This window comes from Alkalicoccus saliphilus, from assembly GCF_003044065.1.
Taxonomy (GTDB): Bacteria; Bacillota; Bacilli; order Bacillales; family Salisediminibacteriaceae; genus Alkalicoccus; species Alkalicoccus saliphilus.
In genome coordinates this window covers 251138-266553 of record NZ_PZJJ01000001.1, presented here as the reverse complement: position 1 = coordinate 266553, position 15416 = coordinate 251138, and the positions used below count along the sequence as shown (strand labels likewise).

The 15416-nt window shown below is 44.3% G+C and carries 15 protein-coding genes; 4 read left to right on the top strand and 11 right to left on the bottom strand.

All coding sequences use genetic code 11. The features are described 5' to 3' along the window. Nucleotides 1-9: 9 nt before the first annotated feature. Complete coding sequence (locus tag C6Y45_RS01385; protein WP_107583220.1) at nucleotides 10-834, bottom strand: aldo/keto reductase; 825 nt, start codon at nucleotides 832-834, stop codon at nucleotides 10-12. A gap of 321 nt (nucleotides 835-1155) precedes the next feature. Between C6Y45_RS01385 and lplA the strand changes: the two genes are divergently transcribed. Then, nucleotides 1156-2145, top strand: a complete 990-nt coding sequence (lplA, locus tag C6Y45_RS01380; RefSeq protein ID WP_107583218.1) for a lipoate--protein ligase — start codon at nucleotides 1156-1158, stop codon at nucleotides 2143-2145. Nucleotides 2146-2257: 112 nt separating this feature from the next. Here the strand turns inward: lplA and deoD are convergent, their stop codons facing one another. The 3 genes from deoD to C6Y45_RS01365 all read right to left on the bottom strand — a co-directional run bounded on the left by deoD (nucleotide 2258) and on the right by C6Y45_RS01365 (nucleotide 6365). Then, nucleotides 2258-2971 (bottom strand): purine-nucleoside phosphorylase, encoded by a 714-nt coding sequence (gene deoD, locus C6Y45_RS01375; RefSeq protein ID WP_107583216.1) that lies wholly within the window; start codon nucleotides 2969-2971, stop codon nucleotides 2258-2260. 196 nt (nucleotides 2972-3167) lie between these two features. Then, nucleotides 3168-3611 carry a TlpA family protein disulfide reductase gene (locus C6Y45_RS01370; RefSeq protein ID WP_107583214.1) on the bottom strand — a complete coding sequence of 148 codons (444 nt, stop codon included), beginning with the start codon at nucleotides 3609-3611 and terminating at the stop codon, nucleotides 3168-3170. A gap of 171 nt (nucleotides 3612-3782) precedes the next feature. Next, on the bottom strand, nucleotides 3783-6365 hold the full coding sequence (locus C6Y45_RS01365; protein ID WP_107583212.1) for a CBS domain-containing protein: 2583 nt from the start codon (nucleotides 6363-6365) through the stop codon (nucleotides 3783-3785). Between the two features lie 191 nt (nucleotides 6366-6556). Between C6Y45_RS01365 and asd the strand changes: the two genes are divergently transcribed. Next, complete coding sequence (gene asd, locus C6Y45_RS01360; protein ID WP_107583210.1) at nucleotides 6557-7342, top strand: archaetidylserine decarboxylase; 786 nt, start codon at nucleotides 6557-6559, stop codon at nucleotides 7340-7342. Nucleotides 7343-7663: 321 nt separating this feature from the next. On the opposite strand, the gene mnhG is transcribed toward asd, so the two are convergent. From mnhG to C6Y45_RS01325, 7 genes are read right to left on the bottom strand one after another with little or no spacing between them, the layout of a single operon-like run. Further along, on the bottom strand, nucleotides 7664-8011 hold the full coding sequence (gene mnhG, locus C6Y45_RS01355) for a monovalent cation/H(+) antiporter subunit G (RefSeq protein WP_107583260.1): 348 nt from the start codon (nucleotides 8009-8011) through the stop codon (nucleotides 7664-7666). Beyond that, nucleotides 7992-8228 carry a Na(+)/H(+) antiporter subunit F1 gene (locus C6Y45_RS01350; RefSeq protein WP_245922451.1) on the bottom strand — a complete coding sequence of 79 codons (237 nt, stop codon included), beginning with the start codon at nucleotides 8226-8228 and terminating at the stop codon, nucleotides 7992-7994. The genes mnhG and C6Y45_RS01350 overlap by 20 nt, the downstream gene beginning before the upstream one ends. Nucleotides 8229-8276: 48 nt before the next feature. After that, nucleotides 8277-8753, bottom strand: a complete 477-nt coding sequence (locus C6Y45_RS01345) for a Na+/H+ antiporter subunit E (protein WP_107583205.1) — start codon at nucleotides 8751-8753, stop codon at nucleotides 8277-8279. Nucleotides 8754-8756: 3 nt separating this feature from the next. Next, nucleotides 8757-10241: a Na+/H+ antiporter subunit D gene (locus C6Y45_RS01340; protein ID WP_107583203.1), complete on the bottom strand. Its 1485-nt coding sequence runs from the start codon at nucleotides 10239-10241 to the stop codon at nucleotides 8757-8759. Further along, nucleotides 10234-10572 carry a Na(+)/H(+) antiporter subunit C gene (locus C6Y45_RS01335; RefSeq protein WP_107583201.1) on the bottom strand — a complete coding sequence of 113 codons (339 nt, stop codon included), beginning with the start codon at nucleotides 10570-10572 and terminating at the stop codon, nucleotides 10234-10236. Before C6Y45_RS01335 ends, C6Y45_RS01340 begins: the two co-directional genes overlap by 8 nt. Then, complete coding sequence (locus tag C6Y45_RS01330; RefSeq protein ID WP_107583199.1) at nucleotides 10572-10997, bottom strand: Na(+)/H(+) antiporter subunit B; 426 nt, start codon at nucleotides 10995-10997, stop codon at nucleotides 10572-10574. The genes C6Y45_RS01335 and C6Y45_RS01330 overlap by 1 nt, the downstream gene beginning before the upstream one ends. Beyond that, complete coding sequence (locus C6Y45_RS01325; protein WP_107583197.1) at nucleotides 10994-13417, bottom strand: Na+/H+ antiporter subunit A; 2424 nt, start codon at nucleotides 13415-13417, stop codon at nucleotides 10994-10996. The genes C6Y45_RS01330 and C6Y45_RS01325 overlap by 4 nt, the downstream gene beginning before the upstream one ends. Nucleotides 13418-13802: 385 nt before the next feature. On the opposite strand from C6Y45_RS01325, the gene C6Y45_RS01320 reads away from it, so the two are divergent. Together C6Y45_RS01320 and yqeH are read left to right on the top strand one after the other, a co-directional pair. Then, nucleotides 13803-14318, top strand: a complete 516-nt coding sequence (locus tag C6Y45_RS01320; protein WP_107583259.1) for a YqeG family HAD IIIA-type phosphatase — start codon at nucleotides 13803-13805, stop codon at nucleotides 14316-14318. Then, entirely contained in the window at nucleotides 14303-15409 is a 1107-nt protein-coding gene (gene yqeH / locus C6Y45_RS01315; protein WP_107583195.1) for a ribosome biogenesis GTPase YqeH, read from the top strand. Before C6Y45_RS01320 ends, yqeH begins: the two co-directional genes overlap by 16 nt. The last annotated feature ends 7 nt before the right edge of the window (nucleotides 15410-15416 follow it).

The window sequence follows — 15416 nt, the reverse complement described above, 5'->3', positions numbered from 1 at the left end:
AAAAGATCTTTACAGCCGGTTCATTTCAGCAGGTTTAGGACCTTTGCGGATACCCCGGTCAAGATTATTGATCAGATCCATTTCATTGTCTGAAAGTTCGAAATCAAAAACATCAATATTTTCTTTAATTCGTTCGGGAGTAACTGATTTAGGAATAACGATGGAATCGTTTTGAAGGTGCCAGCGGAGTATAACCTGTGCACCCGTTTTCGAGTGATCGTCTGCAATGGACTGAATAACAGGATGATTCAGAACCTCTCCTCCCTGCATAAGAGGGCTCCACGCTTCTATAAAAATATCGTTACTCCGGCAGAAGTCCTTCAATTCATTCTGGGCCAGAAAAGGATGGCACTCCACCTGGTTGACAGCAGGGGGCACGCTGCACTCCTCCAGCAGCCTTTCAATGTGGTTCTGATCAAAGTTACACACGCCGATGGCTTTTACCCGGCCAAGTTCGTACAGTTTTTCCATTGCCTGATATGTTTCCACGTAGTTATCGTGTTCGGGCACCGGCCAGTGGATTAAATACATATCTACATATTCAAGGCCGAGACGCTCCAGACTGGCTTCAAACGCTTTAATCGTATTGTCGTAGCCCTGATCGGCATTCCACACCTTTGTAGTTATAAACATTTCTTCGCGCGGAACATCAATTGCCTTAAGCGCTCTTCCGACACCTTCTTCATTTTTATAGATCATCGCCGTGTCAATCGAGCGGTACCCGGCTTTTACTGCATTTTTCACGGCTTTCTCGGCTTCGTCGTTTTCAACCTGCCATACGCCGAATCCGAGCTTCGGCATAGTCTGACCATTGTTCAAAGTAACATATTCCATGCGGACGCCTCCTGAATTATAAAATAACTATTCTGTTTCTATCTAAACCACACTGTCAACGGCCGTTCTGTTACAGGAAATTCTAGTTACTGTATTTTGAAGATGCTGTTACTTCTTTTACAGCTGCCCATATATACAGTTATAAATACAAATCCCTGCACTATACTTAATAGACCTTTTTTGTGAAAAAGAAACATTAATTTTGTGTTTTTTATTGTATCATATATTTTTTAAAGCGAAGAAGCTTCCGGAGCCGGCTGATCATGGGAAATCAAAAAATATGATAAAATAAATAGAGCTATTTTAGAAGGAGGAAGAATGATGATCTTTATTGATAACGAAAACATAACCGATCCGGGGATCAACCTCGCTCTAGAGGAATACGCCCTGAAGCAGCTTCCAGCCGATCAGACGTATCTGCTTTTTTACGTCAACGAGCCTTGCATAATTATAGGAAAAAATCAAAATACTCATCAGGAAATTAACAAAAAATTTGTGGAGGACAATGGCGTGAAAGTTGTGCGCCGGCTGTCCGGTGGAGGAGCGGTCTATCAGGACCTCGGTAATTTAAGCTTCAGCTTCTTAACAAAAGATGACGGAAACAGCTTTTCCAATTATGCGAAGTTTACCCGTCCTGTGATCGAGGCGCTCCAGGAACTCGGTGTGCACGCCGAATTGAGCGGCCGGAATGATATTCAGGTAGGGGAACGAAAAATCTCCGGGAACGCCCAGTATTCGACGAAAGGTAAGATGTTCAGCCATGGGACGCTGCTTGTCGATGTGAAAATGGAGAACATTGTGGACTCACTTAACGTCAACGAAGAAAAAATCCGTTCCAAAGGAATTAAATCAGTCCGTGCCAGAGTAGCAAATATAAACGAACTTATCGAAAAAGAAATTGATGTGGAAGAGCTGAAACAAATTATTCTCAGCTATATTTTCAAGGAGGGGGATATTCCGGTAAAAAGATTTACTCCGGAAGAATGGAAGGAAATTGAGAAACTCGCAGAAGAAAGATATAAAAATTGGGAGTGGAACTACGGAAGATCTCCGAAGTTTGATCTTCAGCGTTCCAAAAGATTTGAAGGAGCAGGGACAATCGATGTGCGGCTGAATGTTTCCAAAGGGAAAATTACCGAAAGTAAAATATTCGGGGATTTTTTCGGTGTCGGAGATGTCAAGGAAATTGAACAGCGTCTGACCGGAACAAAATACGAAAAAAATGCTATTCATCAGGCACTGGAAGACATTGATCCTTCTTATTATTTTGGTCCCGTAGAAAAGACAAGTCTCGTCGAACTAATATATTAATGGTTCCGCTGCTGCCTGTTTTCAATAATACGGCAGGGACCAAAATCCAAAATTAAAAAAGCTGTCCATCAGTCATTTCGACGAGGACAGCTTTTTGATATCCAGGGTATCTTTAAGCCTGGTGGTCAACAGCGGCAGCGAGAGCTACATGAACCATTTCGTTAAATGTTTCCTGGCGCTCCTGTGAAGACGTTTCTTCACCAGTGAGAATATGATCACTTACAGTGAGAACAGACAGAGCCTGCACGTTGAAGCGGGCTGCAATTGTATACAGGGCGGAAGTTTCCATTTCTACAGCCAGCACTTGATGACGGGCAAGCATCGGAATAAGATTTTCGTCCTCATTATAAAATACATCGCTCGTGAAGACATTTCCTACATTTACCTGAAGCCCCTGGGCAACTGCTCCGTCATAAGCTTTTTTAAGAAGGGCAAAATCGGCGGTAGGAGCGAAATCGATACCATTAAAATACTGTTTGTTCACGCCGGAGTTGCTCGTTGCACTCATCGCAATAATGACGTCACGCACTTTAACATCTTTTTGAATCGCACCGCACGTGCCTACGCGGATAAGCTTTTTAACATTGTAGCTGTTAATCAGTTCGTGGGCGTAAATCGAGATGGAAGGAACTCCCATCCCTGTACCCTGTACAGAAACACGCTCCCCTTTATAAGTACCGGTAAACCCATACATTCCCCGTACATCGTTGTATTGTGTTACATCTTCAAGAAAGTTGTCCGCTATATATTTGGCCCGCAGGGGATCGCCGGGAAGCAGAATAGCCTCTGCAATTTCTCCTTGTTCGGCTCCGATATGTACACTCATTCTGTTCATCTCCTCATTCATAAGTCTTCTTTATAAATTTAACACAGCAGGGACCGGCATGCCAAGCAGACAGCTGAAAGTTTTAAGGGGGAGCTAGTCGGAAGGAACCCATTAAACACCGGACTCGGCAGAAGAGTACTCAGTATAATTGGAAAGTATCAATGCTTCGCCTCGGAATACAGCCTATGAACAGGTTCTATTTACTCCTGTTCAGGACCCGTTCGATACGCCTTCGCAGCATTTTCATACCGCGGCCGCCTTTTTGAAAATGACGCAGTCTGCCGTTCCTGTCAAACACGTAATAGGCAGGGACTTTTGGAAGTTCAAAAGCGTCAGCCAGCACTCTCTGGTTATCCAGAGCGACCGGCTGGATAATGTTCAGGTTTTCGGCTGTTTCTTTTATAACAGATCGGTAAACATCCTCCTCCAAAAGGGGAACGTGAACGGCAATAAAATGCATATCTGCCTCAAAATCATCCCGGATGTTATTTAAATCAGGCATAGATTCTCTGCAGACAGGAGAGCTGGCAGACCAGAAATGAATCAAAACCGGTTTTTGTACTGCAGGTTCTTCATTCCCAGCTGTATTGAGCCACCCCGAAACACCCTTAAGTTCAGGCATTGTTTCACGCAGTTTCATAATATCCCCCCTTAAGTTAACATGGCACAATAATATTTCCGAATGTAACCAATGATTTTCAGCTGTGCCATTGTTTCAGGTGGAAAAACGATGTATGTCCGAATGCTGAAAGCCAATTTTTCTGGTTTTGCATGGCTGCGGATGAACGAATGCGCCTTCTGCCGGGGGATGCTATTTACTGAAAGAAAGGTCGGAAACAAAATCGAGCAGCTCCGCTTTAGTTGTCTCCGGATATTCCAATTTTTTAATATCTGCTGCAAAAAGTATTTTGGAAAAGTCCGGTCCGGGCCGGTAGCCTGCCTGAATTAAATCCTTTCCAGTCAGCCAGTCTGAAGCAGTTTCCCTTCGGTATAGATAACGGGTTATTTTCTGCAGAAGTTTTTCTGGTGCAAATGCTGTGGCAAAAGGAAGAATAATGTGAACGGGAATGTGAACGAAAATTTTATGGAGAGAGGCCGTTTCTGTATAGTTCCACTCCTGAAGCCGGTTCTCCTCGAGCCACTGGACCCAGGTCAGGGAAGCTTTTTCATCCTGCTTATTCAGGGAATAAGCGGGAAGCTCCTGCACAGCTTCCAGTTTAGGTGGAAGAAACTGAAGCCAGTAGCCGATCCATATGCTGGATGGAAAGCTGCAGCCGCATTTCTTAAATAACGTTTCATATCTGCTCAGTCTCCGGACCCGGAGGGAAGTAAGCGTATGGGCAGCTGTTTCTTTAAAAAGAGCATTTCCTGCTGAAAAAGCAATAAGCCGCTCAGTACCTATGCGGGGGTCTGAATTTAAGAACAGCCGGGACAGTTCGTCGGACAGACGTGCATAGGAAACGGATCCGAGAAGATGCATATTTTCTTCAGCCAGAAATTTCGTCTGAGGTTCCATCCGGAAACCAAAACGTGATTCAAAACGGAGTGCGCGGAGAATTCTTGTAGGATCCTCCACAAAGCTCAGATTGTAAAGTACTTTTAATCTTTTTGCGTAAATATCCTTTAACCCATTAAAATAATCCGTCAGTTCACCATACGTTTCCCGGTTAATTGAAACAGCCAGCGTGTTAACGGTGAAGTCTCTCCTGTAAAGATCTTCCTTGATAGTGGAAGGTTCTACATTTGGAAGAGCAGCAGGGAAATCATAATATTCCGTTCTGGCACTTGTAAGATCAATTTTATAGCCTCCGGGGTGGGACCAGGTTGCTGTCCGGAAAATATCATGAGAGCGCAGTTTCCCGCCGTATTCTTCTACGAGTTTTTCTCCTGCAGTCACCGCATCTCCTTCCACTACAATATCAAGATCCTCGTTCGGGATATTTAAGAACATATCCCGGACAATACCGCCGATTAAAAAAGCTTTTACGTCCAGCTCGTCACATTTTTTCTGCACCTGCTTCAAAAGTTCCAGAAGAACGGGAGGAAAACTGTGTTCCATCGTTTTGGCTACCTGTCTTTTGATCGGGGAGGAAAATTCTGCCGGACGGTCATACACAGAAAAGCCGTGCATAGCCTGAATAACATCTGTCCGTGAAACGATCCCGATCATTTCCCCTTCTTTTAGTACGGGCAGCCGGCCGATCTGCTCATCCATCATCATTGTGCGTATGGATTCCAAGCGGGCATCTTCGGTAATCCAGAATGGATCATGCTGCATGAACCCTTTGACAGGGGCATGACCGAGGCCGTGATGGAGGGCCTTGTCAATATCTCTGCGTGAAATAATGCCAGCCAGTCTGCCGCTGTCGGCAACAGGAAATCCACTGTGTCCATAACGATAGAGCATTTTCGAGGCCGTTTCCACTGCTGTTTCCGGCGCGATAACACGGACAGGAGAAGTCATGATGTCCCGGGCTGTTAGAGCGGGGAGGACAGCTTTAGGGAGTGTTTCCTCGATGATTCCACGCACATCGTGAAGCTGTTTATCTTTCAGGGTGGCGGAAGCTGCCTGGGGGTGTCCGCCTCCGCCAAGTTTTTTTACAACAGGCCTGAAATCGATGTGTTCGGTCTGGGCACGGCAGGTTACGAAAATTTTCCTGCCCATTCTTACTACAGCAATAACTCCATCGAGTCCTGAAATCTGAAGCAGTTTTCTCGTAATGTGTGCCAGGTGCCCTGTGTATTCATCCTGCTCCAGAAAGGAAGTCATAATTTCCATTCCGTGAACAGTATGTACGTCGCTTTCTTCAAGCAGTTTTTGAAAGAGGTGCTGCTGGCTTTGGGTCAGGGGCACTTCCCGGAACTGATCGACTACTTTCAGATTGGCACCTTCGGTGAGGAAATAGGCGCCTGCCTGCAGATCACGCGGTGTTGTTCCCGGGAGGGTAAAGGAATCTGTATCTGAATAAAGACCAAGGGCAAAAACAGTAGCCTCGAGCGGTGTAACAGAAAAATTTTCGGCCCGCAGTTTTTCACTCAGAAGTGTAATAGTGGCTCCGACGCCCTCACAGTGATAGGTTATAATATTTTCCATCGGAGGCTCCTGTTCCGTATGATGATCATATATATGAACGGGAAGGCTGTAGAGATATTCAGGCAGCTGTCTGTCGATAAGAGACGTATCAACAAGAATGACTTCGGTTACCTCTTCCCAGGAACATTCATTCGGACGCAGGAAAGGAAAAACGTTTTTATAAATAGTTATAAAGTGTTCTACTTCAGAAGTCGTTCTCGAAGGAAGCACTGCGGAGGCGTCAGGGAACAGCTTACCTGCAGCGATCATAGAGGCAAGTGCATCGAAGTCCAGGTTGTTGTGTGAAAGTATGACCTGCATAATTGTACTCCTTTCGCCGCCCGTCAGACTTTACCGATAGGACCGGTAATTTATAAAGAGGCAGACAGGTTATTTTATAGTGTTTTTTTCTGGTATAATGAATTTCGCGGATATAAAAAAATACTTTTCTATAAGGTTATGCTGTCTCCAGTATAAAACAAATAGTAAGGGAGATAAATGAGGTGCCGGTTATGAAAAAAGAAACCTATCGTCTGCTTATGGATTTATCACATAATCCTTTCTATGCTTTTCTTTTAAAAAAAATGGCAGAAAGCGGTGCGAGCAGATATTTAATCGCATCATTTGCAGATACGTTCAACATAAATAAAGCAGAACTCGCAGAGGAGCTTAAACAATATGGCTCCCTTCAGGAATTCTTTATGAGAGAGCTGAAGCCGGGCTCACGCCCGGTGTCCCAGCTGGAAAAATCAGTGGTCAGTCCTGTTGATGGAGTGCTGACTGCATGTGGGGAATTAACTGCAGATGATCACTTTTCAGTTAAAGGCAAAGAACACAGCCTTGCTTCGCTTCTTCGTATCGAAAAAAAGGTGGAGAAATACGCCGGGGGAACGTACGGGGTGTTTTATCTCTCACCAAAAGAGTATCACCGGATTCACAGTCCGGCGGACGGGATAGTTACTGCAAGATGGGCTCTCGGAGATTATTCGGAACCGGTGAATGACCTCGCTTTTCAATTTGGGATTCAGCCGCTCGCTTCCAACTACCGGCTTATAACGGAAATGGATACGCCCGGAGGAAGACTCGCAGTTGTTAAAGTAGGAGCTCTGAACGTGAACAGTGTTCATTACACGCACACGCGCCGGGAATTAACGAAAGGGGAGGAGTTTGCCTCTTTCGGGTTCGGGTCAAGTGTTATCCTGCTTGCCGAGCCGGGCGTCATGAAATGGAGCGGAGAGGAAGGTGACTTTCTTAAGCAGGGGGAGGCAGCCGGATTTTTCAAAAATATTTATAAATAAAATGGGGTAACTGTTCGTAACATTACTCCCGCTGCTTTCTGAATCCGAACGTCATTCGGCTTATGCTGAGCTGTTTTAAAAAACGCTATGAAAAAGTCCACGCCTGACCAAAAGCATGATTATTTTAAAATAAGACTTACTCAATACGCTGAAAAAAGCTGTTTATAAAGTGTTTTTTATACATGCCTATGCATTTCCCTGCTTTCGCCTCCGCCGGGGAGTGCAGGAGAAAGCTATACGCTCAGAAGAATCATTATTCTGAAACCAAGACTTAATCAACATTCTGAAAAAAGCTGTCCCCCGAGGGGACAGCTTTTTTGATTATTTTTCCGGCGTATTCTCCCGGTACTTTTTTAGATCGTCCTGGACTGTTCTGTCTGAAATTTTCACGTTCATTCTGTACGCTGTCCGTGAAATCATGAAACCTGCAAGAGGTGCGGTAAGGAAAACAAACAATATTCCAAGGAGGATCTTACCTGCAAACACACCCTGAACTGCTATAAAGTAGATGAACGTTCCGGTAAGAATACCGATAACCCCAAGAGTAGCACTTTTTGTAGCAGAATGCAGTCTCCCGTAAACATCCGGAAACCTTAGAATGCCGAATGAACCGAGCAGGCTCAGACCGGAGCCGAGAAGAAGGAAAATACTAATCAGAATTTCCACTATCAATGACAATCCCTCCTTCCAGGAATTTCGCGAAGGAAAGGGTGCTGATGAAGGCGAGAATAGCAATAATAAGCAGTGCTTCTGCGTACAAAATGGTATTCTGCATAATCATAAGCAGCCCGATAAAACCGATCAGGTTGATACCTATCGTATCAAGCGCTACGACCCGGTCCGCCATGGAAGGACCTTTCACGAGACGGATCAATAGAAAAAACATGGAAAGGGACAGAAAAACTATTGAGATTTGAGTTACGATTGGCAGCAATTATTCTGTCACCTCCAAAATAGCTTTTTCAAAAGAATCATGAATTTCTCTCACAGCCGCTTCTTTATCCGGAACGTTAAGAGCGTGGATAAAAAGTGTCTGTCCATCTTCGGAGAAATCCATCGTTAAAGTTCCCGGAGTGAGAGAGATCAAATTAGCAAGCAGTGTTTTTTCCCAGTCAGTTTTAAGCACAGTGGGAACGGCGATAATACCAGGCTCAATGTCAAGCTTTGGTTTGATAATGACCTTGATCACATCAATATTGGCCAGAATGAGCTTATAAATGAAAAGAAAAATCAATTTGAAAATCGCGACAACTTTTCTAAAGTAAAATTCGTATCGGAGAAACCTTCTTAAAAAGAACAGCATTCCGAGACCGACGATATAGCCGAACATGAACTGTACAACACTGAACTCATTCTGAAGGAACATCCATATAAACGCTATGACAATGTTTACAAGTATTTGAAACTGCATAGTTTATTCCTCCAATACCGCATCGATATAAATCGAAGGGTCTATAATCTGGTCGGCAACTACTTCAGAGAAAGAAAAGATCGGTTCGGCTGCAAAACCGAGAATAATAGTCAGGGCAACCAGAGGCATAATCGGGAGAAGCAGCGGCTTCATTTTAATATGTTCGTAATCGCTTTTCTTCAAAGAGGGCGTGCCCCAGAATACGTAAATAAAGATCTTCATCATAGAGAATAGTGTCAGCAGTCCCACAATCAGAGCAACGATGACGATCGCGTAGCTTGCCTGTTCAATACCTGAAAGAATAAGTGGAAACTTACTGAAAAATCCGCTGAGCGGGGGTATCCCTGCAAGAGATATTGCTGTGATAAAGAATGTCCATGCCAGCACCGGATGTGTTTTAAGCAGTCCGCTCATTTTCTTCAAATCTGTCGTTCCGGTAATTTTTTGTGTAGCACCGGCAAACAGGAAGAGAGCAGATTTAACAATGATATGGTGGGCAATATAGTAGATCGCCCCGGCAAGTGCCAATGGAGTAAACAGTCCGAGTCCCATCACCATATAGCCTACCTGACTGATAATGTGATAGGAAAGGATTCGTTTGAAATCAAACTGGGAAACAGCTCCTAGTACTCCAAAGAACATCGTGAAGCCGGCAAGTGCAAGAATAACTGTATGCGTGAAGCCGGTGTCATGGACAAATATAAGTGTAAACGTGCGGATTATCGCATAAATTCCAACCTTCGTCAGCAGTCCGCCAAACAGTGCAGCAATTGCTGCCGGAGGGCCGTAGTAGGATTTCGGAAGCCAGAAATAAAGTGGAAACAAGGCTCCTTTCATTCCGAATACGACAAGAAGCAGCATAGCAGCTGTGTTCAGCACTCCCGCCTGTTCCAGTTCGGCTACCTGTACAGCGATATGAGCCATATTCAGTGTTCCTGTCAATCCATAGATTAACGCAAGAGCCACGAGAAATAGTATAGAAGCGAACATGTTAATAACTACATACTTATAAGATTCTCTCAGCTGATACTTAGTTCCTCCCATAACAATCAAAATAAACGAAGAAATAAGCATAACTTCAAAGAATACGAAAAGGTTAAAAAGGTCTCCCGTTAAAAAGGAACCGTTAACTCCTGTTAACAGAAAGAAATAAAAAGGATAGAAAAAATATTTTTCCCTTTCCGGAGAAAGAGTCTGGTAGGCGAAAAATAAACACGCTACCCCGACAATACTGCTCAGAACGACCATGAGTACGGAGAAAAGGTCGGCTACCAGCACAATTCCGAATGGTGCGGGCCAGTTCCCGAGGGCGATGGTCTGTATGCCTTCCTGATAAACTAAATACAGAAGGAAAGCTGCACTGAACAGCAGGAGAAAAACTACGATTCCGCTGGAAATCCGCTGGAGCCGCGGGTAATGGCGGAAAAGAATAAGCAGCGTTCCAGCTATAAACGGTATAAGAACTGGAAGCAGTACAATATTATTCATCAGCATTACCTCTCAATTCTTCTAAGTCGTCAGTTTGGTGTACTTTATACGTTCGGTAGGATAAAACAAGCAGAAACGCTGTAATACCGAAGCTGATAACAATAGCTGTAAGAATTACAGCCTGTGGAAGCGGATCTGCATAGGAAGCAGCTTCCTCTGTTAAGAGGGGAGGTGCTCCCTGCTGCAGCCCTGATAATGTCAGTATAAGTAGATGTGCTCCATGAGCAAGCATAACTATGCCAAATACTACACGAAGAATGCTCCGCGTCATCAGCAGATAGACACCCACAGCTATAATAACGCCAGATGTTACAATCATTAAAATTTCCATTATGAAACATCCTCTGCAATAGTTAGAATAGTCAACAGTGTAATGGCAATTACAACCAGATAAATACCCAGATCAAATGGCAGAGCCGTTGTCAGCTCAACTTCACCGATGAAAGGAATCTGATAATAATCAAAATACTGGGTAAGAAAAGCATCACCAAAAATCATGCTGTTGAGGCCGGTCAGTATAGCAATGAGCAGACCAAGACCGATAATAAATGTGTAATCAAAAGGAAGTACCTTTTTAATGGTGGTTAAATCAAATGATACATAGAGCAGAATAAGGGCACCAGCCATCATCAGGCCGCCGATGAACCCTCCCCCCGGGGCGTTGTGCCCCGCGAAGAAAAGGTAGACAGAGAAGGAGATTACAATAAACGAAACGATTCTCGTGATGGTATGGAGCATTAAAAAGTTCGTTCTCATACGTCTTCGTCCCCCTTCATTCTGTGTTTAACGAGTGTTACTACCCATAATGCGGCAATTCCAAGCACGAGTACTTCGAGCAGAGTATCGAGTCCCCGGAAATCAACAAGGATTACGTTAACCATGTTTTTACCGCCTGCGAGCGTGTAGGAGTTTTCTATAAAAAAGTCTGAAATTGGCGTAATATCGGAAGCTGACCTCATCGCATGAACGGATAGTCCGGCAAGGATTACGAAAACCCCTACGGAAGCGGCCACAATGGCATTAACAGCCTTTGACCAGCCTTTGACGCTTTCTTTTTTAATTTCCGGCAGGTGACGGTATACCAGAAGGAAAAGAACGACTACAACCGTTTCTACGAGAAGCTGAGTAAGTGCAAGGTCCGGCGCTCGGAATACAACGAAAAGAAGGGCGATAACAAATCCTACAACACCAATCAAAACAATATTCGTTATACGGTTTGTTACGAACGGCAGTGCCAGGGTAGAAATCAGCAGAACAGCCGTGATGATGTACATATAAACCGGGACCGGAGTCTGAGCTCCTAAATCCACCGCGAATGAATCGTAGCGGAAGAATGTCCAAAGTCCAAGAGCACTGATGAAAATGGACATGTACACCATATAATCTCTGAGACGCCCTGTCATCTGGGCTCTTGTAACAATCTGGGAGCCTGTGACAAGGTTATCGAGCATAGAATCATAGACTGCGTTAAGCGGGTCGCGTTCCCGGTTGAAAAAGAAAGTCTGCTGCCATTTTTTCAAATTGAGTGTAATAGCAGCTCCGGCAAACACGACTCCGATCGTCATCATAATTTCCGCGTTAATGCCATGCCAGTGATAAATATTAACATAAAACTGTTCTCCACCGTTCAATAGACCCGGAAGAATGGACTGCATAGTAGGCTCGATAATTGTGTAAGCCAGAAGATTCGGGAACATACCGAACAAAATGACAAGACCTCCTAAAATGATCGGTGAAACGAGCAGGCCGGCAGGTGCTTCGTGCACATGCTTTTCATAATTGTCAGGTTTGAATCGTCCGGTAAACGTGCGTACGAACATGATCATACAATAGACAAAAGTGAAAACACTGGCAGTCCAGGCGAGAACCGGAATGAAAAATCCGAGAGTCTCCAGGTTGAGAATGTCCATACTTGCTACATTCAAAGAAGCGGTAAAGAACGTCTCCTTACTCAGAAAGCCATTAAATGGAGGGAGACCGGCCATGGATGCGAGCCCGATAAGCGAAACGGTGAACGTTACCGGCATGATTGTCATCAGGCCGCCGAGTTTGCGTATGTCCCTCGTTCCTGTTTCGTGATCGATAATACCGACTACCATAAACAGGCTTCCTTTAAAGGTGGCATGGTTGATCAAATGAAAAACAGCGGCAAGAGCTGCAGTCGTGTAAAGTGCCTCTGAACCGGCTGCTCCATAATGCATAGCAGCTGAACTCATACCGAGAAGGGACATTATCAATCCGAGCTGACTTATGGTGGAAAAGGCAAGAAGCCCTTTTAAATCAGTTTGTCTGACGGCCGACACAGATCCCCATAAAAGGGTTGTCAGTCCGAAAATGACAAGAATCCAGAACCACTCAGTCAGCATTCCAAAGACCGGCGTCATTCTTGCGACAAGATAAAGGCCGGCCTTCACCATAGTAGCTGAATGCAGGTAGGCACTGACTGGAGTCGGTGCCTCCATAGCATCGGGAAGCCAGATGTGGAAAGGGAACTGAGCTGATTTAGTGAAAGCACCGACAAGAATCAGCAGCATCGCTGTAATAAAGAGCGGTTCTCCTGAAATTGTCCCGGCGGCAGCAATAATTTCCTGTATGCTGAAGGAGCCGGTAAGTACATAAAGAAAAGAGAACCCGGCCAGCATCGAAAATCCGCCGGTAACTGTAATCAGCATGGATTTAAGTGCCCCGTACCGGGATTTTTCCTTATGGAACCAGTAAGCAATAAGGAGAGAAGATGCCAGGCTCGTTAATTCCCAGAACACATAAAGAACTATCAGATTGTCCGATAGCACAACGCCGAGCATAGCCCCCATAAACATAAGAAGGTATACGTAGAAATTATGGAGGGGCTCTCCATTTTTATTCGCAATATAATAGATAGAATAAAGAACTACGAGTGTACCAATTCCTGTGATCAAAAGGGAGAATAATAAACTCAGGCCGTCCAGGTAGACAGTAAAGTCAATACCGAGAGATGGCACCCACGGGACTGAATTCAGCACCGGGTTCATTGGATCTCCACCGGCTGGTATGTATGTCAAAAGATAAATGAACAGCACCAGCGGCAGCGGCAGAACAAACCACCCGGTATGTATTTTACGGAATTTGAAGTAAAATACCGGGATCAGAACCGCCATAATAAATGGAGCTAAAGCAACAAAATGTAAAGTCGACAACGGTTATAACCTCCTTAATAATTTATCTTGTTAGCCAGTGCATTCAGCGCTCTGCTTTACTTTCCCCGTTTACACCCCGGGAAAACAAGAAAGGAAGCATGCGCTTCCTTCCACAAAATGACAAGGTATTATCCTTTAGTCAGACACAACGTAAATTATAATATAAAACGTAAAGCCTTGCATCCCCGGTGCTGTACGTAAGGCGAATAATTATAAAACTAATATATATGTAGAGACGCAGAAAAAATTTTTCATAAAAATTTATAAATCTCAGCGAGAAAGCAGAAAACGCACAATATTTTTAACAGATTTTGTTGTTTCGATTGAAATGATTGTTAAAATAAATGTATGATATTGTGATGAGCAGAAATGGAGGAAGCCTATGCTGAAAAATTTTATACCCGATCAGTATGTTCAATCTGTATATAATATACAAATCGAGGAATTGAAAGAACGGGGCATTAAAGGAATCATTACAGATCTTGATAATACACTGGTCGAATGGGACAGAAAAGATGCTACTGAGGAACTGCTTCACTGGTTTGAAAAACTGCAGGAAGCTGGATTCGAAGTGGTGATTGTATCTAATAATAATGAGAAAAGAGTGCATACCTTTGCTGCGCCGCATGGCCTGACATTTATTCATAGTGCCAAAAAGCCTTTCAGCAGAGCATTTAAGTCTGCATGCAGACTGATGGGCCTGCAGCGCCGCGAAGTTGTAGTTCTTGGAGACCAGCTTCTGACAGATATTCTGGGGGGCAACAGAGCGGGATTTCAAACAATACTCGTTGTTCCGGTTGCTGAAACGGACGGGCTGGCTACGAAGTTTAACCGGGCGATCGAACGCCGGGTATTCAGAGCAATGAAACGAAAGGGGTTAATTGAATGGGAGAAAAAATAATCTGTTCCGGATGCGGAGTGGAAATACAGACAGAAAATGAAGGGGAAACGGGTTACGCCCCTCCTTCGGCTCTGAAAAGAGATATTGTAATATGCCAGAGATGTTTCCGGCTGAAGCATTATAATGAAGTTCAGGATGTTTCCCTGACGGATGATGATTTTTTAAATATGCTGAATCAGCTGTCCGTAAAAAAAGCGCTTATTGTCAAAGTGGTTGATCTATTTGATTTTGATGGCAGCTGGCTTGAGGGTATGCACCGATTTACGGGAGGAAATCCTGTACTTCTCGTCGGAAACAAAATCGACCTGCTGCCGAAATCGGTTAAAAGAAATAAGGTAATAAACTGGATGCGCCGGCAGGCAAAGGAATACGGACTTAAACCGGTGGATGTCATGCTTATGAGTGCAGAATCCGGAGAAGGCGTGATGGAAACGGCAAAAGCAATAGACGAGCTCCGAAACGGCGGCGATGCCTATGTAGTAGGCTGCACCAATGTTGGTAAATCCACGTTTATCAACAAGCTTCTGAAAGAGTTTGGGGCAGGAGAAGAAGAAATGATTACTACATCCAACATTCCGGGAACTACTCTGGATATGATAGATATTCCACTGGAAGATGGGAAAACGCTTTATGATACCCCTGGAATAATCAATCATCATCAAATGGCTCATCTCGTTTCGAAAAAAGACCTCAAAATTATAAATCCCCGTAAAGAAGTAAAGCCGATTATCTTTCAGCTGGAGGAAGCCCAGACGCTTTTCTTCGGTGGACTGAGCCGGATGGATTTCAAAGAGGGACAGAAGCAGTCCTTTATCGTATATATGTCAAATGAACTCCATATTCACAGAACGAAAACGGAAAAAGCGGATGAGCTGTACGATAAGCATGCCGGAGAAATGCTTTCTCCGCCCGATGTGGAAGATTTAAAAAGTTTCCCTCCGCTGCAAATGAAAGAGTGGAAACTTCCATCTGGAAAAGTGGACATTGTTTTTTCCGGACTCGGCTGGGTCACTGTCAGCGGGGAAGGAAGTGTTATTCGCACTCATGTACCGGAAGGTGTGCACGTAACGATGCGTGACTCAATTTTTTAGTGGAGGA